Origin of the sequence: Streptomyces justiciae, assembly GCF_015163075.1 — a bacterium.
In the GTDB taxonomy this organism is placed as follows: domain Bacteria; phylum Actinomycetota; class Actinomycetes; order Streptomycetales; family Streptomycetaceae; genus Streptomyces; species Streptomyces justiciae.
On the sequence record NZ_JADDXU010000005.1, the window covers coordinates 443,969 to 465,710 of the forward strand.

A 21,742-nucleotide genomic window follows, 5' to 3' on the forward strand; every position below is an offset into this window, starting at 1 on the left:
TCAGAACAGGTCGGATGTGGCGTACCGCTCGATCGCCGCCATCGGCACCGGCAGCCAGTCCGGGCGGTGCCTGGCCTCGTAGACGACCTCGTAGATCGCCTTGTCCGTCTCGTACGCGCGCAGCAGCACCGGGTCGGTCCGCGGATCCGAGCCGCTGACCTCGGCGTACCCGGAGCAGTACGCGGCCCGGCAGGCGTGCGCCCAGCCAGGGGCCGGCGGGTCGGCCGAGAGCGCGGCGTAGTCGAAGGAGCGAAGCATTCCGGCGACGTCCCGGGCCGGCGGCTGCGGCATCCGCCGCTCGGCCAGCGGCTTCGACGGCTCGCCCTCGAAGTCGATCAGCGACCACTGCCCGGCGGGGGAGCGCAGACACTGGCCGAGATGCAGATCGCCGTGGATGCGCTGCGCGGTCCAGGTACGGCCCTCCGCCGCGAGATCGGCCAGCGCGCTGAACGCGGAGTGCAGCCCGGGCGCGTACGGCGTGAGCGCGGGCACCGCCTGGACGGCCGCGTCGAGGCGCTCGATCATGCCGTCGACCAGCAGCCGCAGCTGCGCGGCGCCGAGTGTCACCGAGGGCAGCGCGTGGGCCAGCGCCATGTGCACCTCGGCGGTGGCCCGCCCGAGGGCCCGCGCCTCCGCGCTGAAGTCCTCGCCCTTGGCCAGCTCGCGCAGCGCCAGCTCCCAGCCGTCCGCCGCGCCCTGCACGAAGGGTTGCAGGACGCCGAGGACGTACGACTCCCCGTCCAGCTCGGCGTTCAGCCACGCCGTCGGCGCGGGCACCCGGGAGCACCCCTCGCGGGCCAGCGCCAGCGGCAGCTCCAGGTCGGGGTTGACGCCGGGCACGATCCGGCGGAGCAGCTTCAGGATGAACGTATCTCCGTAGACGACGGAGGTGTTGGACTGCTCGGCGGTCATCACGCGGGGCACCAGACCGGACCGGATGTCCTGCCCGGGGTCCCGTTCGAAGCGGAGCCCGCCGATGTGGGCCCGCGAGCGCAGTGCCTCCAGGAGCACCTCGGCGGGCCTCGGGTCGTGCAGGGCCTCGTACACCGTCCGGCCGGCGAGCGGGCCCTCCTCCACATGTCCGATCAGCGCGGGCGCGAGATGGGGTGGCAGCGCCTCGCGCACGCCTATGAGGAGCTGGTAGCAGTCCCAGGGGGCGGCAGGCTGATGGGCCTGTACGAGCAGGTGGTAGAGGCCCAGCTTGCGGTCGGCCGGCAGCAGTTCGGTGGCCGCTACCAGCGTGAATCCGGTGACCGGACGGCCCTTGCCGGCGAACCAGCGCTGCCGGGGCAGCCATTCCCGCAGGAGTGGATCAAGTGACGCAAGCAGGGCCGGACTTGTCGTGGCAGTACGGATGACGGCTTCCGACATGGCGTCGCGTCCTTTCCCCGGGTGGTCGGGGTGTTACTGATGCGTGCCCAGGGCGGGGCGGGAGAAACCGGGAATCAGCCGCCCCGCCGGGCTCTCAGGCGGCTTCCTTGCGGAGCCGGAACCAGTAGAAGCCGTGCCCGCCGAGGGTCAGCAAGTACGGCAGCTCGCCGATGGCCGGGAATCGCACCCCGCCGAACAGCTCGACCGGGTGCCGCCCGTTGAACGTGCTCAGGTCCAGCTCCGTGGGCTGCGCGAAGCGGGAGAAGTTGTGCACGCACAGGACGAGATCGTCCTCGTACTCCCGCAGGAAGGCGATCACCGCCGGGTTGGACGACTGGAGCTCGGTGTACGAGCCGAGGCCGAACGCCGGGTTCTGCTTGCGGATCTCGATCATGCGCCGGGTCCAGTGCAGCAGCGACGAGGGCGACGACATCGACGCCTCGACGTTGGTGACCTGGTAGCCGTAGACCGGGTCCATGATGGTCGGCAGGTAGAGGCGGCCGGGGTCACAGGACGAAAAACCTGCGTTGCGATCCGGTGTCCACTGCATCGGGGTGCGGACGGCGTCGCGGTCGCCGAGCCAGATGTTGTCGCCCATGCCGATCTCGTCGCCGTAGTAGAGGATCGGCGAGCCGGGGAGCGACAGCAGGAGAGCCGTGAACAGCTCGATCTGGTTGCGGTCGTTGTCCAGGAGGGGCGCGAGGCGGCGGCGGATGCCGATGTTGGCGCGCATCCGTGGGTCCTTCGCGTATTCGGCCCACATGTAGTCGCGTTCCTCGTCGGTGACCATCTCCAGCGTCAGCTCGTCGTGGTTGCGCAGGAAGATGCCCCACTGGCAACCCGACGGGATCGCGGGGGTCTTGGCGAGGATCTCCGATACCGGGTAACGCGACTCCCTGCGCACCGCCATGAAGATGCGCGGCATGACCGGGAAGTGGAAGGCCATGTGGCATTCGTCGCCGCCGGCCTGGTAGTCGCCGAAGTAGTCGACGACGTCCTCGGGCCACTGGTTCGCCTCCGCCAGCAGCACCGTGTCCGGGTAGTGCGCGTCGATCTCCTTGCGGACCCGCTTCAGGAACTCATGGGTCGCCGGAAGGTTTTCGCAGTTGGTGCCTTCCTGCTGGTACAGGTACGGCACCGCGTCCAGTCGGAAGCCGTCGATGCCCAGGTCCAGCCAGAACCGCAGCGCGGAGATCATCTCCTCCTGGACCGCCGGGTTCTCGTAGTTGAGGTCCGGCTGGTGGGAGAAGAAGCGGTGCCAGAAGTACTGCTTGCGGACCGGGTCGAAGGTCCAGTTGGAGGCCTCGGTGTCGACGAAGATGATCCGCGCGTCCTGGAACTGCTTGTCGTCGTCGGCCCAGACGTAGTAGTCGCCGTAGGGTCCGTTCGGGTCCCGCCTCGACTCCTGGAACCACGGGTGCTGGTCGCTGGTGTGGTTCATGACGAAGTCGATGATGACGCGCATGCCGCGCTGGTGGGCGGCGTCGACGAACTCGACGAAGTCGGCGAGGTCGCCGAACTCCGGGAGGACGGCGGTGTAGTCGGAGACGTCGTATCCGCCGTCGCGCAGCGGGGACTTGAAGAAGGGTGGCAGCCAGAGGCAGTCGACGCCGAGCCATTGCAGGTAGTCGAGTTTGGCGGTGAGGCCCTTGAGGTCGCCGACACCGTCGCCGTTGCTGTCCTGGAAGGAGCGGACGAGCACCTCGTAGAAGACGGCGCGCTTGAACCAGTCGGGGTCCCGGTCCTTGGCCGGGGTGTCCTCGAAGGTGTCCTGGACGGGCTCGTTGACGATCATGTTGTGGGTGACCCTCCGATCTGCGGGGTGGACGGTCGCAGGACGGTGAGGATGTGCGCGGGACGAGTGCCCGGTTCGAGACGCACGTAGTTCGCCCTGCCCCAGTGATAGGTCTCGCCGGTGAGCTCGTCGCGCACCGGCACCGACTCGTGCCATTCCAGGCCGAGTTGCGGCATGTCCAACGAGACCGTGGCCTCCTGGGTGTGGTGAGGGTCGAGGTTGGCGACCACCAGAACCGTGTTCGAGCCGCTCTGCTTCGAGTAGACGATCACCTCTTCCTTGTCCGCGTGGTGGAAGTGGAGATCGCGCAGTTGGCGGAGGGCGGGGTTCTCCCGGCGGACGGTGTTGAGGCGGGTGATGAGGGGGGCGATGGTGTCGGCTGTCTCCCAGTCGCGGGGGCGGAGTTGGTATTTCTCCGAGTTCAGGTATTCCTCGCTGCCCTCGCGCAGGGGGGTGTTCTCGCACAGTTCGTAGCCGCTGTAGATGCCCCAGGTGGGGGAGAGGGTGGCGGCCAGGACGGCGCGGACCTCGAAGGCGGGCCGGCCGCCGTGCTGGAGGTAGGCGTGCAGGATGTCGGGGGTGTTGGCGAAGAAGTTGGGCCGCATGTAGGCGGCCGCCTCCCCCGACAGCTCGGTCAGGTACTCGGTCAGCTCCTGCTTGGTGTTGCGCCAGGTGAAGTACGTGTACGACTGCTGGAAGCCGATCTGGCCGAGAGTGTGCATCATCGCCGGGCGGGTGAAGGCCTCGGCCAGGAAGATCACGTCGGGGTCGGTGGCGTTGATGTCCGCGATCACCCGCTGCCAGAACACGACCGGTTTGGTGTGCGGGTTGTCGACCCGGAAGATCCGCACCCCGTGGTCCATCCAGTGCCGCAACACCCGCTCCGTCTCGGCGATCAGGCCGTCGAGGTCGGCGTCGAAGGCGATGGGGTAGATGTCCTGGTACTTCTTCGGCGGATTCTCCGCATACGCGATGGTGCCGTCGGGGCGGTGGTGGAACCACTCGGGATGCTTCTGCACCCAGGGATGGTCCGGGGAGCACTGCAACGCGAAGTCGAGCGCGACCTCCAGACCTTCCGACGCCGCCTGCTGCACGAAGTAGTCGAAGTCCTCCAGCGTCCCCAGATCCGGGTGGACGGCGTCGTGACCGCCCTCGGGCGAGCCGATCGCCCACGGCACCCCGACGTCGTCCGGTCCGGCCGACAGCGTGTTGTTCGGCCCCTTGCGGAAGGTCGTCCCGATCGGGTGGATCGGCGGCAGGTAGACCACGTCGAAGCCCATCGCGGCGATCGCCGGCAGTCGGCGGGCTGCCGTGCGGAAGGTGCCGTGCGGGCGCTCGGGGGTGCCTTCGGAGCGGGGGAAGAACTCGTACCAGGACCCGTACAGGGCCCGCTCCCGCTCGACCAGCAGTGGCAGGGGTTCGGAGGCGGTGACGAACTCCCGCAGCGGGTGCGCGGCCAGCACCGCGTCCACCTCCGGCGTCAGCGCCGCCGCCAATCGGGCCGTGGCCGGGCGGGTCTCGTCCCGGAGGGCGGTCACGGTGGCCTTGAGGATCTTCCGCTGTCCCTTGGGGGCACCTTCGGCGGCCCGTTCGTGCAGGCGCGCGCCCTCCTCCAGGACCAGCTCGGTGTCCATGCCCGCCGGGATCTTGATCTGGGCGTGGTGGCGCCAGGTGCTGATCGGGTCGCCCCAGGCCTCGACCTGGAACGTCCAGTGGCCCTCGGTCCCGGGGGTGACGTCGGCGCCCCAGCGGTCGGTGCCGGGGGCGAGCTCGCGCATCGGCGTCCACGGGCCCGGCCGGCCCTCGGGGTCTTTCAGTACGACGTTGGCGGCGACCGCGTCATGGCCCTCGCGGAACACCGTGGCGGTCACCTGGAAGGTCTCGCCGGTGACGGCCTTGGCGGGGCGGCGTCCGTGCTGGACGACCGGGCGGACGTCCAGCACCGGTATCCGTCCGATGGCGGGGGTGTCGTCCGTGGAGGGTGGCTCCGAGGTGGACGGTGGCCCGGTGACGGCGGGCCGGGTGTTCGGTGTCGGGGGTGCTGACGTGTGGTGCGTGGCGGGCATGACCGCTCCTGTCCGCGTCAACTGGGGGTGGGCGGATGGTTGTGGGGAGGTGGGTCCTGCGTGGTGTTCCCGTGTGTTCCCGTGCTGTGGCTGGGGGTGTACCGGAGGAGCCTTCCCACCCTATTCGGGTGGGCAATCCGGCACTTTGTTAACTACTCACGCGTATGTCTACACACAAGACCGGCCCCGTCCGGATCGAACGGGGCCGGTGTCCGCATACCGCGCCTACGAGCCCGGTACTTGCAGGAGTTTGTTCGGTGAACCGAGCCCGCGTCCGGAGACCTTGCCGGACGCCGCCAGCGTGACCAGCGCCTTCGCCACCTGGGCGGGCGTGGCCTTCGGGTGGTCGGCGAGGTAGAGCGCGGCCGTGCCCGTGGCGTGCGGGGTCGCCATCGACGTACCCGAGTAGGTGGCCTTGGCGCTGTCGCCCTTGTTGGAGGTTGACGTGATCGAGACCCCCGGGGCGAACAGATCCAGGGCGGAGCCGTAGTTGGAGAAGCTCGCCCGGGTGTCGGTGGTGTCGGTCGCGCCGACCGTGATCGCCTGCTTCACGTCGGCGGGGGAGTAGAGGCCGGCGGGCAGCCCGTCGTTGCCCGCGGCGACCGCGTAGGTGACGCCGGACTTGATCGAGTTCCGTACGGCGGTGTCGAGTTGGGCGTTGTGGTAGCCGCCGAGGCTGAGATTGGCGACGGCGGGCTTCCTGGCGTGCTTGGTGACCCAGTCGATACCGGCGATGACCTGGGCCGTCGTACCGGAGCCCGCGTTGTCGAGGACGCGGACGGCGACAACCTCGGCCTGCTTGGCGACGCCGTACTTGGTGCCCGCGACGGTACCGGCGACATGGGTGCCGTGGCCGTTGCCGTCACCGGCGTACTTGTCGTTCCCGACGAAGTCCCAGCCGTAGCTGGCCCGTCCGCCGAAGTCCTTGTGCGAGACGCGGATGCCGGTGTCGATGACGTACACCGTGACCCCGGCGCCCGCGGACTCCGGCCAGGTGTAGCCCTTGTCCAGCGGGAGGTCCGGCTGGTCGATGCGGTCGATGCCCCAGGACGGGGGGTTCCGCTGGGTGTGGTCGAGCGTCACCCGGGTGTCCTGGACGACCGAGGCGACCCGGGAGTCCGCCGCGAGCAGCTTCGCCTGTCTCTCGTCGGCCTTGATCGCGTAGCCGTTGAGGACCGTGCCGTAGGTGTGGCTGATTTTCGCCCCGTACTTCTCGGCGAGGCTCTTTCCCGCCGACGACGGAGCCGTCGTTCCCCCCTTGAGTGTCACCAGGTAACTTCCGACGACGGAGCCGGGGGCTCCGGCGCCGAGTATCCGCCCCTCCGGTGCGGCGTGCGCGGGCAGGGTGCTGGCCGAAAGCGCGGCGGCACAGGTCACCGCGGCCAAGCCCCCCGCCCGGCGCAGACGCCGGGTTCGCGTCCGTGCCATGGTGTGAGTTCCCCTCCTCGACTCGGCGTACGGCGGTCGTGACGCGCCCGGGAGTCGGCCGGGAACCGTCGGGGTGTGCCTTTTGCGGCCGTACGCCACTTGCACCCTCTCGTGGGGTGTGAAGTCACCACAAGGACGCCTACGGGGGCGGAATCAGCCATATCGGCCATGGGGGGTGCGTGAAGGTTGCGGCGATTTCCGGACTGATTCCGATCTGTCCGCCGCCACGGCACCGTGGTTACGGCGGCCCCTCACCGATACCGTCGATGTCGACGACGGGACGCACAACGCGGTGCGTCCGCTTCCGCACGCCTGACGAGGTGGCAGTGCCCATGAAGGCTATCCGTCGCTTCACCGTCCGACCCGTACTCCCCGAGCCCCTCCGCCCGTTGAGCGACCTGGCGCGCAATCTGCGCTGGTCCTGGCATGCGGAGACCCGCGACCTCTTCCAGTCGGTGGACCCCGAGCAGTGGGCCGCCTCGGGCGGCGACCCCGTACGCCTCCTGGGCAGCGTGCCGCCCCGGCGCCTCGCGGAACTGGCGGAGGACCGCCCTTTCCTGCGCCGGCTGACCGCTGTCGCCGACGATCTCCACGACTACGTCTCCGGCGAGCGCTGGTACCAGTCCCAGCCCGGCGAACTCCCCGCCGCCGTCGCCTACTTCTCCCCCGAGTTCGGCATCACGGCCGCGCTCCCGCAGTACTCCGGCGGCCTGGGCATCCTGGCCGGCGACCATCTGAAGGCGGCCAGCGACCTGGGCGTACCGCTGATCGGGGTCGGCCTGCTCTACCGCCACGGCTACTTCCGCCAGTCCCTGTCCAGGGACGGCTGGCAGCAGGAGCACTACCCCGTCCTGGACCCCAACGAGCTGCCGGTGGCGCTGCTGAGGGAGGAGGACGGCGCCCCCGCGCAGGTGTCCCTCGCCCTGCCCGGCGGCAAGCAGCTGCACGCCCGTATCTGGCTGGCGCAGGTGGGCCGGGTGCCGCTGCTGATGCTCGACTCGGACGTCGAGGAGAACGACCTCGGCGAGCGGGGCGTCACGGACCGGCTGTACGGCGGCGGCAGTGAACACCGCCTGTTGCAGGAGATGTTGCTGGGCATCGGCGGCGTGCGGGCGGTACGGACGTACTGCCGGCTGACGGGACATGCCGCGCCCGAGGTCTTCCACACCAACGAGGGCCACGCGGGCTTCCTGGGCCTGGAGCGGATCGCCGAACTGTGCGCCGGGGAAGGCCTGGACTTCGACGCGGCACTCGAATCGGTCCGCGCCGGAACGGTGTTCACCACCCACACCCCCGTCCCCGCCGGCATCGACCGCTTCGACCGCGAACTGGTCGCCCATCACTTCGGCCCCGACGCCGAGTTGCCGGGCATCGACGTCGAACACGTCCTGCGCCTGGGCATGGAGACGTACCCGGGAGGCGAACCGAACCTCTTCAACATGGCCGTGATGGGCCTGCGGCTCGGGCAGCGGGCGAACGGGGTCTCGCTGCTGCACGGCCAGGTGAGCCGGGAGATGTTCTCGGGCCTGTGGCCGGGGTTCGACGCGGACGAGGTCCCCATCACGTCGGTCACGAACGGGGTGCACGCCCCGACCTGGGTGGCCCCGGAGGTGTTCCGCCTGGGCGCACGGCAGATCGGCGCCCAGCGCACCGAGGACGCGCTGACCGTCGGCGCGTCGGACCGGTGGGACGCGGTGGGCGAGATCCCGGACCAGGACATCTGGGAGCTGCGGCGGAACCTGCGCGAGCAGCTGGTGGTGGAGGTACGGCAGCGGCTGCGGGCGTCCTGGCGGCAACGGGGCGCGGGCAGCGCGGAGTTGGGCTGGATCGACGGCGTGCTCGACCCCGACGTCCTGACGATCGGGTTTGCGCGCAGGGTCCCGTCGTACAAGCGCCTGACGCTGATGCTGCGTGACCGGGACCGGCTGATGGACCTGCTCCTGCACCCCGAGCGGCCGATCCAGATCGTGGTGGCGGGGAAGGCGCACCCGGCGGACGACGGCGGGAAGCGGCTGGTCCAGGAACTGGTGCGGTTCGCGGACGACCCGCGGGTGAGGCATCGGATCGTCTTCCTCCCGGACTACGGCATGGCGATGGCGCAGAAGCTGTACCCGGGCTGCGACATCTGGCTGAACAACCCGCTGCGCCCGCTGGAGGCCTGCGGCACGTCGGGCATGAAGGCGGCGCTGAACGGCTGCCTCAACTTGTCGGTGCTGGACGGCTGGTGGGACGAATGGTTCCAGCCGGACTTCGGCTGGGCGATCCCGACGGCGGACGGCACGGGCACGGACCCGGACCACCGGGACGACATCGAGGCGGCGGCGCTCTACGACCTCCTGGAACAGCGTGTGACCCCCCGCTTCTACGAGCGCGGCCAGGGCGGCCTGCCCGACCGCTGGATCGAGATGGTCCGCCAGACGCTGACGCTGCTCGGCCCGAAGGTGCTGGCCGGCCGGATGGTCCGCGAGTACGTGGAGCGTCTCTACACCCCCGCCGCGCACGCGCACCGCGCGATGGACCCGGACGCGGCACGGGAGCTGGCGGGATGGAAGGCGCGGGTACGGTCCGCATGGCAGAGCGTGACGGTCGACCATGTGGAGACGTCCGTGACGACCGCGACGGCGGAGCTGGGCACGACGCTGGGGCTACGGGTCGTGGTCGGCCTCGGAGACCTGAGCCCCGAGGACGTCGACGTACAGGCCCTGTCGGGCCGGGTCGACGAGGAGGACCGGATCACGGACGCGCTGACGGTACCCCTGAAGCCGGTGGGCGGACCGGACACCGAGGGCAGGTGGGTCTACGAGGGCCCCCTGTCCCTGGACCGGACAGGCCCCTTCGGCTACACGGTCCGCATCCTCCCGTCCCACCGCCTGCTGGCGTCCGGCGCGGAGCTGGGCCTGGTGGCGGTGCCGTCGGAGGAGGCGGTGGAGGCCGCGGGGGTGCTGATGCGGTGACGGGGGTGGCCAGGGTGTCGGGGCAGCGGCCGGAGGGCTACTCCTCGTGCGGTCCGGTCAGTCGGCGCAGTACCTTTCCGCACCTGCGTGCGTAGGCCTGCTGCAATCCCCGTGTCGCGGGGCCGCCCGCCTTCGCGTACCACTTCGCGCCCCGGCTGAAAGCCGACACCGTCAGCCACACCGTGCCGTCGCCGGTCCGGTCGACCACGAAGGATTCCTCGCCGCATTCCGGGTGGCCGGAAAGGGTGCCGTACGCCCAGCCCGCGCGGCGGGGTTCCTCGATCGTCCACACCACCCGGCAGGGGGCCTTGATCATGCCGGCCAGGGTGACCGTGACGTCCACCTCGGGGGCCGCGCGGTCGGCTGTCGCGTCGATGCCCACGCCCATCGCGCGGTGCATCTCCCAGGTCAGGACCGCTTCGGAGGCGCGGCGGAAGACCTGTTCGCCCTCGCCGATGCGGGTGCGGACGTGCAGCGGGTGGAAGTCCGGTGGGCAGAAGCCGGGGCGGCGGGTCGCGCCCACGTCGGCATAGGTGAAGGGGTTCGGGGGCTCTTTCGACGGCATGGGAAACAAGGGTAGGGCGGCACCCCGGAATGCCTTCCTCCCGGGTGCCGCCCGCCAACCCCCCTCGGGCTAGCTCACGTTCACGGCCGACCAGGCCGCCGCGACCGCGTTGTACTCGGTGCTGCCGGAGCCGTACAGGGCGGCCGCCGCGGACAGGGTGCCCGTGCGCGCCGACTTGTAGTTGGTCGTCGACGTGAAGTACGTCGTCAGCGCCTTGTACCAGATCTGCAGCGCCTTGGCGCGGCCGATGCCGGTGACCGTGGAGCCGTTGGACGTGGGCGAGTTGTAGCTCACGCCGTTGATCGTCTTCGCGCCGCTGCCCTCCGAGAGGAGGTAGAAGAAGTGGTTCGCGACGCCGGACGAGTAGTGGACGTCCAGGTTGCCGACGGAGGAGGACCAGGAGTCCGCCGAGCCGCCGTCCTTGCTGGGCTTGTCCATGTAGCGCAGCGGGGTGCCGTCGCCGTTGATGTCGATCTTCTCGCCGATGAGGTAGTCACCGGGGTCGGCCGAGTTCGCCGCGTAGAACTCCACGCCGGTGCCGAAGATGTCCGAGGTGGCCTCGTTCAGGCCGCCGGACTCGCCGGAGTAGTTCAGGCCCGCGGTGTTCGAGGTGACGCCGTGGCTCATTTCGTGGCCGGCCACGTCCAGCGAGGTCAGCGGGTGCGTGTTGCTCTCGCCGTCGCCGTACGTCATGCAGAAGCAGCTGTCGTCCCAGAACGCGTTGACGTACGCGTTGCCGTAGTGGACCCGGGAGTAGGCCGCGACGCCGTTGTTCTTGATGCCGCTGCGGCCGAAGGTGGACTTGTAGAAGTCCCAGGTCTCCGCCGCGCCGTAGGCGGCGTCGACGGCCGCCGTCTGGTCGGTGGTGGAGCTGGAGGCCGCGCCGGTGCCCCACGTGTTGTCGGCGTCCGTGAACAGCGTGCCCGCGGAGGAGCTGGTGCCGTGGGCCTTGTTGTACGTCTTGTGGCTGCCGCGCGAGCCGTCGGTCAGCTGGTACGTCGAACCCGACAGGGTGGTGGTCAGGCTGACCGTGCCCGAGTACAGGCTCTTGCCGGTGCCGGTCGCGTTCTCGATGCCCTGGTACTCGAAGAGCTTCTCGCCCGTGGCGGCGTCCGTGATGACGTGCAGCTGGTTCGGGGTGCCGTCGTCCTGGAAGCCGCCGACGATCGTCTCGTAGGCGAGGACGGGGGTGCCCGAGCCGGCCCAGATGACCTTGCGCGCGCCGTCGGCGGCGGTCTTCTCCGAGCCCGCGGCCTTGGCGGCGGACAGCGCCTGCTTCTCCGCCTTGGCGACGGTCAGCTTCGGCGTCAGGGAGGAGACCTTGATGGTCCTGGTCGTCGCCTTGGTGACGCCCTTGGTCGCACCGGACTTCGACTCGTGGACGACCAGGTCGCCACCGAGGACCGGCAGACCGTCGTAGGTGCGCTCGTAGCGGGTGTGGACCGTGCCGTCGGCGTCCTTCACGACGTCCTTGACGACCAGCTTCTCCTTGGCGCCGAGGCCTATCTCCTCGGCGGTGTCGGCGGCGCTGGCCTGCTGCTGCTTGATGAGCGTGGTGCGCGCGGCCGGGGTCAGCTGGAGGGGCGCGGCGGCGAGGGTGGCCTTGCCGCTTGCCTCCGCCGGGGTCTGGGCGGCGGCGGTACCGGTGGTCAGACCGGTGGTGAGGAGGGCTCCGGCCGCGACGGCGGTGGCGATGGCCAGAGTGGTGCGCTTGTGACGCGCGTAGACGGGGGTCACACAAGCTCCTTGATGTGGGGGTTGCGAAGTTGTGCGGCGGGTGAGGGAAGAGTGACATCAAGGGCGCGTACATGTCATGACCCTGAAGTGATGTTGGCTGGAAACCGACTGTCCGGTTAACGTTTCGGGAATGTGAACGAGGACGCCGCCCCGGGGAGTCGAACCACCGGGGCGGCGCCCTGTCGATCAGCCGTGGAGCACGGCCGGCCTACGGGAAGGTGAGCTTCCAGCTGTTGATGTAGCCGGTGTCGATGGCCGCGTTGTCCTGGACCCTCAACTTCCATGTCCCGTTGGCGACTTCGGAGGAAGCGTTGACGGTGTACGTGGTGTTGATGTTGTCCGCGCTGCCACCGGTGCCGTACGCCTTCAAGGTGTACGCCGAGCCGTCGGGGGCCACCAGCTCGACCTTGAGGTCACCGATGTAGGTGTGCACGATGTCGACCGCGACCTGGAGGTTGGAGGGCGCGTTGCCCGTCCGCCCGGAGACCGTGATCGACGAGGTCACCGCGGCCCCGTTGTCCGGAATCGATACGTCGGCGGTGTTCTCGAAGGACGTACCGCCACCGCCGCCGCCACCGGAGCGCGAACCGACCGCCACGGCCGCCCACGCGTCCTGCACCGCCTTGTACTCGGTGCTCGTCGTGCCGTACAGCTCACCGGCCGCCGCGAGGGTGCCCGTGCGGGCCGCCGCGTAGTTGGTGGTGGTCGTGAACTTCGTGGTCAGCGCGCGGAACCAGATCTTCTCGGCCTTGTCCCGGCCGATGCCGGTGACCGGAAGCCCGTCCGAGGTGGGCGAGTTGTAGCTGACGCCGTTGATGACCTTGGCGCCGCTGCCCTCGGACAGCAGGTAGAAGAAGTGGTTGGCCGGGCCCGAGGAGTAGTGGACGTCGACCGAGCCGATACCGGAGTACCAACTGTCCTTCGACGCACCGTCCTTGCTCGGCTTGTCCATGTAACGCAACGGCGTGCCGTCGCCGTTGATGTTGATCTCCTCGCCGATGAGGTAGTCACCGACGTCGTTGGAGTTCGCCGCGTAGAACTCGACCGCCGTGCCGAAGATGTCGGAGGTGGCCTCGTTCAGACCGCCGGACTCCCCGCTGTAGTTGAGGCCCGCGGTGTTGGAGGTGACGCCGTGCGTCATCTCGTGACCGGCCACGTCGATCGACACGAGCGGGTTGGTGTTGCCCGAGCCGTCGCCGTAGGTCATGCAGAAGCAGCTGTCGTCCCAGAACGCGTTGACGTACGAGTTGCCGTAGTGGACGCGGGAGTACGCCGCCACCCCGTCGCCGCGGATGCCGCTGCGGCCGTGGATGTTCTTGTAGTAGTCCCACGTCAGCGCGGCACCGTAGTGCGCGTCCGCCGCCGCAGACTCCAGGTTCGACGCGCTGCCGTTGCCCCACACGTCGTCGGAGCCGGAGAACAGGGTGCCGGTGCCGGAGGTGCCGCGGTTGAGGTTGTACGTCTTGTGGCCGCCGCGGGCGCCGTCGGTGAGGTTGTACGTCGAACCCGACTGCGTCGTCGTCAGGTTGACCGTGCCCGAGTACACCGTGTTGCCGGTGCCGGTCTCGATGGCCTCCCACGAGTACAGCTGCGCGCCGGTCGCCGCGTCGGTGATGACGTGCAGCTCCTGCGGGGTGCCGTCGTGCTGGAAGCCGCCCACGACCGTCTCGTACGCGAGCGTCGGCTTGCCGTCGGCCGCCCAGATCACCTTGCGCGGGGCGTGGCTGACCTCGGGGCCCTTCGCCTTCTCCGCCTTCGCCGCGCTCAGCGCCTGCTTCTCGGCCTTGGCGGTCGACAGCTGCGGCTTCACGGAGGCGACCTTGATGGTCTGCTTCGTCGCCTTGGTGACGGACGCGGTGGCGTCGGCCTTCGTACTGGTGACGACCAGGTCACCGCCGAGGACGGGCAGACCGTCGTAGGTCCGCTCGTAACGCGTGTGGATCGTGCCGTTGCCGTCCTTGACGACGTCACGGACGACCAGCTTCTCCTTGGCGCCCAGGCCGAGTTCCCTGGCCGTGTCCGCCTTGCCGGCGTTCGCCGTGCGCAGCAGCTCGGCGCGCTGGGCGGGGGTCAGCTTGACCGACTCGGCGCCCGGTATGACCTTGCCCGCGGCCGACGGTGCCTTCTCCGGGGCTGCGGTGGCGGCGCCCGACTGGACGGCCGCGGCGATCAGGGCGGACACACCGACGAGCGCGACAGCGGCGGCACGGCGGTGCATGGTGTGGGAGGTGCGTCTGTGGGAGGAACTCTCTCTCAACACTGACTCCTGCGTCTGCGGGCCGCGGGTCGCGCGGCCATGGGGAGACCGGGCGGCTGGTGGGCCGGCCGGGCAGAACGGGCATTGCGCGTGCGGGAGTTCGACCGCGGCACAGCACTGTGCGCATGCTGTGGGGTTGCTGTGTCGTGGCCGTGGGAAGAGTCGCAGGAGTTTGCGGTTTCTGTCAGGACCGCGTCAGGAAGTTGGCTGGAAATCGTCCGTTGCCCGGATGGTCATGTTCGTTATACGGGCAATTTGCCTGAAGGTCAGGACGAGGTCAGGGCGAGGTCAGGACGGCCGGTCCCCGTGCCACGAGTGCCACAGCGCCGCGTACGCCCCGTCCGCCGCCACCAGCTCCTCGTGCGAACCGAGTTCGGTCAGCAGGCCGTCCTCCATCACCGCCACCCGGTCCGCGTCGTGCGCGGTGTGCAGCCGGTGCGCGATCGCGATGACGGTACGGCCCTGGAGCACGGCGGCCAGGGCGCGCTCGGTGTGCCGGGCGGTCGTCGGGTCCAGCAACGCCGTCGCCTCGTCCAGGATCAGCGTGTGCGGGTCCGCCAACACCACCCGGGCCAGGGCGAGTTGCTGGGCCTGCGAGCCGTCGGTGCGGTGACCGCCGTCCCCGAGCGCGGTGTCGAGGCCGTCGGGCAGCTCCTGCACCCAGCCGTCGGCGCCGACGGCGGCCAGCGCCGACCACAACTCCTCGTCCCCGGCGCCGGGTTCGGCGATCCGCAGGTTGTCCCGGACCGTGCCCAGGAACACATGGTGCTCCTGGGTGACCAGGACGACCTGGCGGCGCAGCTGCTCGGGGACCGAGCGCGACGACCGGAACGCCGCCCACCGTCACCGTGCCCTCGGTGGGCGCGTCGACGCCCGCCAGCAGCCTGCTGAGCGTGGTCTTCCCGGCGCCGGACGGACCGACGATCGCCAGCCGCTCCCCGGGCCGCACGGTGAGGTCTACCCCGTGCAGGACCTCGCCGCCCCGGCCGTAGGAGTACCGCACGCCGGTCACGTCGATGCGGTCGCCCGCGGGGGTCGGTGACTCGTCCGAGGTGGCCTTCGGGGCCCGGGCGAGCCCCTCCACCCGGGCGAACGAGGCGCCGCTGCTCTGGAGTTGCTCCACCCGGACCAGGATCTGGTCGAGCGGGCCGGTGAGTTGTTGCAGATACAGGGCCGCCGCGACCACGGCCCCCAGGCTCATCGCCCCGTGCGTGTACAGCACACCGCCGACGATCAGGACCCCGGCGATCGGAAGGACGTACGACACCTCGACGGCCGGGAAGAAGACGCTGCGCAGGTACAGGGTGTGGAAGCGGGTGCGGCGCGCCGTCTCGAGCGCGTCCCGGCTCGCCGCGATCCGCTCGCCCTCCAGCCGCAGCGCCTCCACCGTGCGCGCCCCCGACGCGGTCGCCGCGACGATCTCGGCTACGTCCGAAGTGGCCGCGCCCTCGGCCAGATAGCCGTCCCGGGCGCGGCGCAGATACCAGCGCAGGGCGAACCAGATGGGCGTCAGACCGAACACCCCGACCACGCCGAGCAGCGGGGCGAGCACGAACACCGCGACGAGCGCGATCAGGAAACGGACCGCGTTGATGAGGAGGTCGGGGCCGGCGTCGCGGAGGGTGGTGCCGACGGTGGAGACGTCGGCGGTGCCGCGTGCGGTGAGGTCACCGGTGCCGGCCCGCTCGACCGTGGACGCGGGCAGGGCGAGGGTCCTGTCGACGAACTCCTCGCGGACCCGGGCGAGGGTGCGTTCGCCGAAACGGTGGCCTACGAAGCGGGCCCAGCGGGCGAGCAGTAGCTCCGCCACGGCACATACGAGGAGCGCGAGTGCGAGGCGGTCCACCGCGCCGACGGTGCCCTTGGCTCTGACCTCGTCGATGATCCGGCCGAGCAACCAGGGGCCGCCGAGGCCCGCGATCGCCGCGGCGGCGTTGAGGGCGAGGGTGGCGATGAACGCGGGGCGGTCGGCGCGGATCAGACGTCGGGCGGCTCTTCTGACGTCGGCCGGCTCTGCCACGGGGAGGTGGCCGGAAGTCGTCACCGTACGGGCTCCTCTGCGTCGGTGTCCCTCGCCACGAGGGCCTTGTACGCCGGGTCGTGGTCGAGGAGGCCGTGGTGGGTGCCGGTGGCTGCGACCTTGCCGTCGACCAGGTGGATGACGGTGTCCGCGTGGGCCAGGACGAGGGGGGAGGTGGTGGTGACGACGGTCGTACGGCCTTGGCGGGCTTCCTTGAGGCGGGTGGCTACTCGGGCCTCTGTGTGGGCGTCGAGGGCGGAGGTGGGTTCTATGGCCAGGAGGACCTCGGGGTCGGCGGCGAGGGCTCTTGCCAGGCGGATGCGTTGGCGTTGGCCGCCGGAGAGGTTGCGGGCGTTCGCGTCTATGGGGGAGTCGAGGCCGTCGGGGAGGGCTTGGACGATGTCTTCGGCTGCGGCTGTGTGGAGGGCGGAGGTGAGGTGCGCGGGAGGGGGTGCGTCTTGGGGTTCGTTGGCGGGTGCGGCGCCGTTGTGGCTGGTCGCGCAGTTCCCCGCGCCCCTCAGCGGCGTCAGCACCTCTCGGAGTTTTCCAGCGAACACATCTGCCTCGTGGTCTGCCACCAGGATGCGCTGTCTGATCTGGGCCAGGACGATCTCGTCCAGTGGTACTTCGGCCCACGTCGCCCTCGACGGGACGTAACGGCCCAGGCGGTCCACCACCTCCGCCGTTTCCGCCGGACGTGCGCCCGCCAATGCCGTCAAGCGGCCCGGCAGAATCCGAACCCCCGACTCCGGATCGTGCAGTACCGACGGTTCCGCCGGGGCGTCCCTCGTTCCCCGGTCCTCCATCGGCTCCAGGCTCAGGAACCGTACGACCCTCCGCGCGGCCACCACGCCCCGGCTCAGCATGTAGCCGCACTCGACCCAGAACGCCACCGGGCCGACCAGGACCGCGACATAGCCGTACACCGACACCAACTCGCCGATGCTGATGTCCCCTTGGGCGGCGAGGCGGGCCGCCAGCCAGGTGACCACCGCCAGGAACAGGGTCGGGAGGCCGACGCCGAGGGCCTGGACCCAGCTGGTCACCGCCCCTACTCGGTAGCCCTGTTCGCGCAGCCGACCCGAGTCGCGCCTGAACGCGTCGGCGAACAGGCCCTTGCCGCCCAGGCCGTTGAGGACGCGCAGGCCGCCGGCGAGGTCGGCGATGCGGGCGGTGAGGACGCCCTGGCGGTCCCGGTACTCGGTCTCGGCGCCCTGGAGACGGGTGAGGAACGGGCCCACCAGTCCGACGATGACCGGCATGCCGAGCAGGACGACCGCGGCGATGACCGGCGAGACGGAGAGCAGCAGCCCCGCTACCACGAGGTAGGCGATGACCGCACCGACGCCCGGGCCGACCACCGTCAGCGCGGAGGCGATCGTCTGGACGTCGCCCACCCCGATCGTGACGACCTCGCCCGCCCCCGCCCGCCGCGACAGCGCGGCGCCCAGCCGGACCGCGTGGCCCACGACGACCTTGACCGTGCGGAAGTTGGCGTCCATCCGGACCCGCGTCATCGTGCGGTGCCGCATGATGCTCAGCCACGCGTTGAAGGCGCCGACCAGGAACAGCGCGGCCGACCAGAGCGTGAGCATCCCGAGGTCACCCGGCTCCAGGCCCTCGTCGATCGCCTTCGCCATCAGGTACGGCGTCGCCGCCAGCAGCACCATCCAGACGCTGGCGATCAGCGCGCCGAGGGCGGAGCGGCCGGGCTGGCAGCGGACCAGCCACCACAGGTAGTGCCAGCCGCCGCGGCGGTCGGGCGTGCCGGGGTCCTCGTACGCGTCGATCACCTGTAACCCCCTCGGAGACTCACGCCAGGCTGTCCCGCCATGCCCGGTGCAGGTCCGCGAACCTGCCCGTACCCGCGATGAGTTCGGCCGGCGGGCCGTCCTCGACGATCCGGCCGTGCTCCATCACCAGCACCCGGTCGGCGATCTCGACCGTGGAGAGCCGGTGGGCGATCACGACGGCGGTACGGCCGTGCAGCACCGTCGACATCGCGCGCTGCACCGCCCGTTCGCCGGGGATGTCGAGGGAGCTGGTCGCCTCGTCGAGGATCAGGACGGCCGGGTCGGCGAGCAACGCCCGTGCGAACGCCACCAGTTGGCGCTGGCCCGCGGAGATACGGCCGCCGCGCTTGCGTACGTCGGTGTCGTAGCCGTCGGGCAGGGCGCTGATGAACTCGTGGGCACCGATGGCCTTCGCGGCCCGCTCGATCTCCTCGCGCGTGGCGTCGGGGCGGCCGATGGCGATGTTGTCGGCGACCGTGCCGGAGAACAGGAACGCCTCCTGCGTCACCATCACGACCCCGCGACGCAGTTCGGGCACGGACAGGTCGCGCAGGTCGACGCCGTCGAGGAGGACCCGGCCCGCTGTCGGGTCGTAGAAGCGGGCGAGGAGCTTGGCGAGGGTCGACTTGCCGGCGCCCGTGGAGCCGACGACCGCGACCGTCTGCCCGGCGGGGAGGGTGAGGTCGAAGCGGGGGAGGATCTCGCCGCCGGTGCGGTAGCCGAAGCGGACGCCGTCGAAGACGACCTCACGGCCGGGGTGCTCGGACTCCAGGGGCGGGAGTTCGCGGGGCGTGACGGGCTCGGGAACCGACGGGGTCTGGGCCAGCAGGCCCGCGATCTTCTCCAGTGAAGCCGCCGCCGACTGGTACGAGTTGAGGAACATGCCCAGGCGGTCGATGGGGTCGTACAGCCGTCGTAGATACAGAACCGCCGCCGCCAGCACACCCAGCTCCAGCGAGCCGCCCGCCACCCGGTAGGCGCCCCACAGCACGATCAGCGCGACCGCCGTGTTGGCGACCAGCCGGGAGCCGACGACATAGCGGGCCATCTCCAACAGGGCGTCGCCGTTGGTGCGTTCGTGGCGCTTGTTCAGTACGGCGAACTCGGCGTCGTTGGCGGCCTCCCGGCGGAACGCCCGCACCGGGCGGATGCCGTTCATCGTCTCGACGAACTTCACGATGACGGCGGCGATGGCCGTCGAGCGGAGCGTGTACACGCGTCCCGCGCGTCGGCGGTAGTTCCGTACGAGGAGGTAGAGCGGCACGAACGACGCCACCGCCACCGCGCCCAGGCCGACGTCCAGCCAGAGCAGCATCGCCGAGATGTAGACGAAGGACAGGATGACCGTGATCAGCTCCTGGAGGCCCTCGTTGAGGAGCTCGCGCAGCGACTCGACGTCCGTGGTGGAGCGGGAGATCAGACGGCCGCTCGTGTAGCGCTCGTGGAAGTCGACGCTGAGCGCCTGGGCGTGCCGGAAGATCCGGCCACGCAGATCGAGGAGCACGTCCTGGTTGACCCGGGCCGAGGCGCGGATGAACGCGTACTGCAGGCCGCCGGAGGCCACCGAGCACAGCAGGTAGGCCACCCCGACCGCCATCAGCGGCCCGTGCCGGTCCTCCCGGAACGCCGGTACGGCACTGTCGATCGCGTACGCCACCAGCAGCGGCCCCGCCTGCACCGCCGCCTGCTGGAGCAGCAGCAGGAAGCTGGTGAGGGCGACGCGGGCCTTCATCGGGGCGAGCAGGGAGCGCAGCAGGGTGGAGGTCGCGCGGGGCGGGGTGGGCAGGACGTCACGGTCGAAGGGGTCGCCCGCCTTCTCGGGGACGTCCGGTTCCGCCTCGTCGTCGGCGGTGGTGGGCGCGGCCGTCGGCGGCGCGGTCATCGGGCGTCCTCCGTTTCCCCTGAGCCGGACATGAGATGGGCGTACTCGGCGTTCGTCCGCAGCAGTTCCTGATGGGTGCCGACCGCGGTGATACGGCCCTCCGACAGCAGCGCCACCCGGTCGGCGAGCAGCACGGTCGACGGGCGGTGGGCGACGATCAGGGCGGTGGTGTCCGCGAGCACGTCACGCAGGGCGGCCTCGACCGCGGCCTCCGTGTGCACGTCCAGCGCGGACAGCGGGTCGTCCAGGACGAGGAACCTGGGCCTGCCGACGACCGCGCGGGCCAGCGCGAGACGCTGGCGCTGGCCGCCGGAGAGGCTGAGGCCCTGCTCGCCGATCTTGGTGTCGGTGCCCTGGGGGAGGGCGTGCGCGAAGTCGGCCTGGGCGATGGACAGGGCGCGGTCCAGTTCGTGGCCGTCGGCGCCCATCAGGACGTTCTCGCCGACGCTCGCGGAGAAGAGCGTGGGTTCCTCGAAGGCCATCGCCACGAGGGAGCGCAGCTCCTCGCGGGACATGGCGGTGATGTCCTCGCCGTCGAGGGTGATGTGGCCGTCCGTGAGTTCGTGGAGGCGGGGGACCAGCGCGGTGAGGGCCGTCTTGCCGCTGCCCGTCGCGCCGACCAGCGCCATGGACTCGCCGGGGCGGATGTGGAGGTCGACGCGGTCGAGGGTGGGCGGTGAGTCGGGGGCGGCGTCGGGGTAGCGGAAACGGACGTTGTGGAACCGGAGGCCATCGTTGTCGGGTGCGGGCGGGTGGGGGCTGGTCGCGCCCCGTGGCGGAGCCGCATGTTGATACAGCCCCGCGCCCCTCAGGGACGTCTCCGCCTCCGGAGCTTCGTCCATCACCTCGAAGTACCGCTCCGTCGCGCTCGCCGCGTCCTGGCTCATCGCCAGCAGGAAGCCGATCGAGTCGATGGGCCACCGCAGCGCCAGCGCCGTCGACAGGAACGCCACCAGTGTCCCCGCCGACAGCTCCCCGTCCGCCACCTGCACCGACCCCAGCACCAGCGCCGCCCCGATCGCCACCTCCGGCAGCGTCACGATGACGCTCAGGATCGCGGCCAGCAGCCGCGCCTTGCGCAGCTCCGTCCCGCGCAGCGTCCGCGACAGCTCCCAGAACGCCCGCGCCTGGCTGCGGTGCCGGCCGAAGCCCTTGATGATGCGGATGCCGAGGACGCTCTCCTCGACGACCGTCGTCAGGTCGCCGACCTGGTCCTGCGCCTGCCGGGCCACCGAGGAGTACCGCTGCTCGAAGAGCAGACAGGAGACGATCACCGGGACCGCGGGCGCCAGGATCACCAGCCCGAGTGTCCAGTCCTGGATCAGCATGATGATCACGCCGACGAGGATCGTCACGCTGTTGACCAGAAGGAACGTCAGCGGGAACGCCAGGAACATGCGCAGCAGCATCAGGTCGGTCGTGCCCCGCGACAGCAGCTGACCCGACGCCCACCGGTCGTGGAAGGCCACCGGCAGCCGTTGCAGATGCCCGTACAGATCCGCCCGCATCTCGGCCTCGACATGCGACAGCGGCCGGGCCACCAGCCATCGCCGCAGCCCGAACAGCAGCGCCTCACCGAAGCCCAGCAACAGCAGGAACAGCGCCCCGAGCCACACCCCCGCCGGGTCCCGGTCGGCGACCGGTCCGTCCACCATCCACTTCAGGACGAGCGGGATCACCAGGCCCGTACAGGAGGCCAGGACCGCGACGAACGCGGCGGTGAACAGCCGCGCCCGCACCGGTCTGACGTACGGCCACAGGCGCAGCAGGGTTCTGACGGCGGAGCGTTTCCCGGGGGTTGCACGTGTCGTGGGCATCAGCAGCGAGCCTACGGATCGGCACTGACAACGCCCACCGAGTTTTGGCCGGACCGG

General features: G+C 70.4%; 12 protein-coding genes and 1 pseudogene. 1 reads left to right on the forward strand and 12 read right to left on the reverse strand.

Annotation, left to right across the window (positions count from 1 at the left end; all coding sequences use genetic code 11):
* The 4 genes from IQ210_RS17370 to IQ210_RS17385 form a co-directional block, all read right to left on the reverse strand.
* The gene (locus IQ210_RS17370) at window positions 1-1,371 is read right to left on the reverse strand and encodes a maltokinase N-terminal cap-like domain-containing protein (protein WP_194079904.1); all 1,371 of its coding nucleotides are present in this window, start codon (window positions 1,369-1,371) and stop codon (window positions 1-3) included.
* Between the two features lie 94 nt (window positions 1,372-1,465).
* Window positions 1,466-3,166 (reverse strand): maltose alpha-D-glucosyltransferase, encoded by a 1,701-nt coding sequence (treS, locus tag IQ210_RS17375; protein ID WP_194079905.1) that lies wholly within the window; start codon window positions 3,164-3,166, stop codon window positions 1,466-1,468.
* Complete coding sequence (locus IQ210_RS17380) at window positions 3,163-5,232, reverse strand: alpha-1,4-glucan--maltose-1-phosphate maltosyltransferase (RefSeq protein WP_194079906.1); 2,070 nt, start codon at window positions 5,230-5,232, stop codon at window positions 3,163-3,165. Before IQ210_RS17380 ends, treS begins: the two co-directional genes overlap by 4 nt.
* A 225-nt stretch (window positions 5,233-5,457) precedes the next feature.
* Window positions 5,458-6,660, reverse strand: coding sequence for a S8 family peptidase (locus IQ210_RS17385; RefSeq protein ID WP_194079907.1), 1,203 nt, complete (start codon window positions 6,658-6,660; stop codon window positions 5,458-5,460).
* 332 nt (window positions 6,661-6,992) lie between these two features.
* Between IQ210_RS17385 and IQ210_RS17390 the strand changes: the two genes are divergently transcribed.
* Complete coding sequence (locus IQ210_RS17390) at window positions 6,993-9,614, forward strand: glycosyltransferase family 1 protein (protein ID WP_194079908.1); 2,622 nt, start codon at window positions 6,993-6,995, stop codon at window positions 9,612-9,614.
* Window positions 9,615-9,651: 37 nt separating this feature from the next.
* Here the strand turns inward: IQ210_RS17390 and IQ210_RS17395 are convergent, their stop codons facing one another.
* The 8 genes and pseudogenes from IQ210_RS17395 to IQ210_RS17425 all read right to left on the reverse strand — a co-directional run bounded on the left by IQ210_RS17395 (window position 9,652) and on the right by IQ210_RS17425 (window position 21,685).
* Window positions 9,652-10,179, reverse strand: coding sequence for a DUF1990 domain-containing protein (locus tag IQ210_RS17395; RefSeq protein WP_194079909.1), 528 nt, complete (start codon window positions 10,177-10,179; stop codon window positions 9,652-9,654).
* 69 nt (window positions 10,180-10,248) lie between these two features.
* The gene (locus IQ210_RS17400) at window positions 10,249-11,916 is read right to left on the reverse strand and encodes a M4 family metallopeptidase (protein WP_194079910.1); all 1,668 of its coding nucleotides are present in this window, start codon (window positions 11,914-11,916) and stop codon (window positions 10,249-10,251) included.
* A gap of 208 nt (window positions 11,917-12,124) precedes the next feature.
* Window positions 12,125-14,134 carry a M4 family metallopeptidase gene (locus IQ210_RS17405; RefSeq protein ID WP_265679118.1) on the reverse strand — a complete coding sequence of 670 codons (2,010 nt, stop codon included), beginning with the start codon at window positions 14,132-14,134 and terminating at the stop codon, window positions 12,125-12,127.
* 327 nt (window positions 14,135-14,461) lie between these two features.
* Window positions 14,462-14,935, reverse strand: a complete 474-nt coding sequence (locus IQ210_RS48480; RefSeq protein ID WP_407699704.1) for an ABC transporter ATP-binding protein — start codon at window positions 14,933-14,935, stop codon at window positions 14,462-14,464.
* Between the two features lie 73 nt (window positions 14,936-15,008).
* Window positions 15,009-16,217, reverse strand: a pseudogene (locus tag IQ210_RS17410) (ABC transporter transmembrane domain-containing protein); the annotation flags it as partial.
* Complete coding sequence (locus tag IQ210_RS17415) at window positions 16,214-17,986, reverse strand: ABC transporter ATP-binding protein (RefSeq protein ID WP_194079912.1); 1,773 nt, start codon at window positions 17,984-17,986, stop codon at window positions 16,214-16,216. The pseudogene IQ210_RS17410 and the gene IQ210_RS17415, both read right to left, overlap by 4 nt.
* 19 nt (window positions 17,987-18,005) lie before the next feature.
* On the reverse strand, window positions 18,006-19,868 hold the full coding sequence (locus IQ210_RS17420) for an ABC transporter ATP-binding protein (protein WP_194079913.1): 1,863 nt from the start codon (window positions 19,866-19,868) through the stop codon (window positions 18,006-18,008).
* Complete coding sequence (locus tag IQ210_RS17425) at window positions 19,865-21,685, reverse strand: ABC transporter ATP-binding protein (protein ID WP_194079914.1); 1,821 nt, start codon at window positions 21,683-21,685, stop codon at window positions 19,865-19,867. The genes IQ210_RS17420 and IQ210_RS17425 overlap by 4 nt, the downstream gene beginning before the upstream one ends.
* Window positions 21,686-21,742: the final 57 nt, after the last annotated feature.

Excerpts from the sequence above, each read along its gene's own strand:
- IQ210_RS17370 (WP_194079904.1), bottom strand. The coding sequence starts at position 1,371 with ATGTCGGAAGCCGTCATCCGTACTGCCACGACAAGTCCGGCCCTGCTT.
- treS (WP_194079905.1), bottom strand. The coding sequence starts at position 3,166 with ATGATCGTCAACGAGCCCGTCCAGGACACCTTCGAGGACACCCCGGCC.
- IQ210_RS17380 (WP_194079906.1), bottom strand. The coding sequence starts at position 5,232 with ATGCCCGCCACGCACCACACGTCAGCACCCCCGACACCGAACACCCGG.
- IQ210_RS17385 (WP_194079907.1), bottom strand. The coding sequence starts at position 6,660 with ATGGCACGGACGCGAACCCGGCGTCTGCGCCGGGCGGGGGGCTTGGCC.
- IQ210_RS17390 (WP_194079908.1), top strand. The coding sequence starts at position 6,993 with ATGAAGGCTATCCGTCGCTTCACCGTCCGACCCGTACTCCCCGAGCCC.
- IQ210_RS17395 (WP_194079909.1), bottom strand. The coding sequence starts at position 10,179 with ATGCCGTCGAAAGAGCCCCCGAACCCCTTCACCTATGCCGACGTGGGC.
- IQ210_RS17405 (WP_265679118.1), bottom strand. The coding sequence starts at position 14,134 with ATGCACCGCCGTGCCGCCGCTGTCGCGCTCGTCGGTGTGTCCGCCCTG.
- IQ210_RS17420 (WP_194079913.1), bottom strand. The coding sequence starts at position 19,868 with ATGACCGCGCCGCCGACGGCCGCGCCCACCACCGCCGACGACGAGGCG.
- IQ210_RS17425 (WP_194079914.1), bottom strand. The coding sequence starts at position 21,685 with ATGCCCACGACACGTGCAACCCCCGGGAAACGCTCCGCCGTCAGAACC.